The 1,966-nt window shown below is 39.9% G+C and carries 1 protein-coding gene; it reads right to left on the reverse strand.

What is annotated here, in order from left to right:
* Positions 1 to 356: 356 nt before the first annotated feature.
* Entirely contained in the window at positions 357 to 1,118 is a 762-nt protein-coding gene (locus tag RW114_RS20480; RefSeq protein ID WP_340124578.1) for a hypothetical protein, read from the reverse strand.
* Positions 1,119 to 1,966 lie beyond the last annotated feature (848 nt).

The raw sequence follows: 1,966 nt of genomic DNA on the forward strand, positions 1-1,966 counted from the left end.
TTATTGTTTTTTAATGGGTAAATGAATTATTTGGGGATGCATTGACGTGTATTAAGAGTTGCTAAAAATTTTCGAAATTTTTTCCACTTTCTAAAATTCTTGCTCCTGAAAAACTGGGAAACTTCAGATGTCAAAAAATCCAGAGCTAAATAGGTCGCCGATAAAAATGGACATACCGATGATCATGGCGCTTGGAACCGCCAGCCAGTAACATTGAAAGTCGGTTGTGGGAGCGACGCCATCGTCGCGACGTAGCCATCGCTTCCACGAAATTTGTTAACGGCCAACAATCACAAGCTTCGCTTGTCGTATGGAGTTTAAAAGCTCGGTTTGTGAAATAGGGCAGAGCAGAGCTGTTACTTTATATGTTCATAATCATAAATCAGTTGCTTCATTGTATTTTTATTGCTCAAGCACTCATCTAGTCTGGCGACTATCATCGTATCGTAATGACGGCATAAAACCGATTCCGTAGGCCGCAGGGGAGCAAGCGTTTCTATCATGGTGCACAAATAGGCCAGATAATGCCGTCTCAGTATCGAATCCTGAGGAAGGCTGCTGTTGCTTTCTACCGTTTCTTTTATTTTTGGCCTTACAGTAGACTCAATATTGACGATAGATTTATTTTTTTCATAATCATAAATCAGTTGCTCCATTGCATTTTTATTGCTCAAGCATTCATCTAGTCTGGCGACTATCATCGTATCGTAATGACGGCATAAAACCGATTCCGTAGGTCGCAGGGGAGCAAGCGTTTCTATCATGGTGCACAAATGGGCCAGATAATGCCGTCTCAGTATCGAATCCTGAGGAAGACTGCCGTTATTTTCCATGGTTTCTTTTGCTTGTGGCTTTGCAGAAGGAGAAGGCTCGATATTGACTGTCGGTTTATTGGCAGGCTTAGGTTCTGGAGTAACAACCGTAGTCGGCTCAGCATTAACTACAGGCTTGTCGACCAACTTAATTTTCGACGGTTGTTTTTTTAACTCTGGAGCTCTGGGTTTGCTAATATGAGCTTCTTTTGGCGAGCAAGAAGAGCATTTTTTGCGCCTTTTTAAAACAATGAAAATTGTTATCAACAAAACAACAAATATGGCGATAATTTCAAGTGCGTCCATAACAGCTCTCCTGATTTAAAAATGAATTTGAGTTAGGTTATTAAATGTTAAAAGCATTGCGGTTTTAACATTAAGTTTAACGAAAAAACTATCATGAATTGGGGTTAGTGGCAATAAGTACCAATGCTAGTCATAGCGCCGTTATTCAGACAGAGATTCGCATGGACAAGTGACGCTTAAGCCTGCGAGAAACCATTAAGCGAACAGCTAGACCAAAGGCTTCAATTTTAGCACCGTGTAGTGTAAAACCACACAAACCAAGAACCAGAACGCCATATTAAGACTTCGCATAATACATCTGCCTTATGTAGAAAAGCCCTGGCGGAAAATAAAAAAGCCCGTCAGGACTTTTTTGCATAGGGCGCATTATGCGAGGTTTTTTGTTCTTTAGCGTTGAATTAGACTTTTTTCTGATCTTCTATCTTTATATTATTTTGATTCAATATTTCGCCGGTGATTTTTAAATGATCTTCCGAAAGTTTAGCTATATCGCGCATTATTTCTAAGCAATATCTAATGCCCCATAGGGTCAATAAGAACGATAAACCAAATAGTGGAACTAGTATTTGTATTAATGAAAACCTAGTGAGAGGTTCTGTTGAAAAAAGTTGCCTTATACCTGTTACAACGAGATATGTAAAGGTTATAAATTGCGTAATTGAAAATATAATTTGTAATGTACTCTTTATTGCTTGTGCCTTATCAGTGGAAAACTTGATTGGTAAACGTTCACGCCCCTACGCAGGCAAAGGCAATGGAGCCAAATTTTGCCGATGCCGAGCAATAGCTGTTTGTAGATAATCCCAAGGCGAATGACCACGTTGGCGGCATGTGTCGCTAACGCTGGC

Source organism: Methylobacter svalbardensis (assembly GCF_037671525.1).
In the GTDB taxonomy this organism is placed as follows: Bacteria; Pseudomonadota; Gammaproteobacteria; order Methylococcales; family Methylomonadaceae; genus Methylobacter_A; species Methylobacter_A svalbardensis.

What these genes read in the sequence shown, in the direction of transcription:
- RW114_RS20480 (WP_340124578.1), bottom strand. Translation starts at nt 1,118, where the DNA reads ATGGACGCACTTGAAATTATCGCCATATTTGTTGTTTTGTTGATAACA.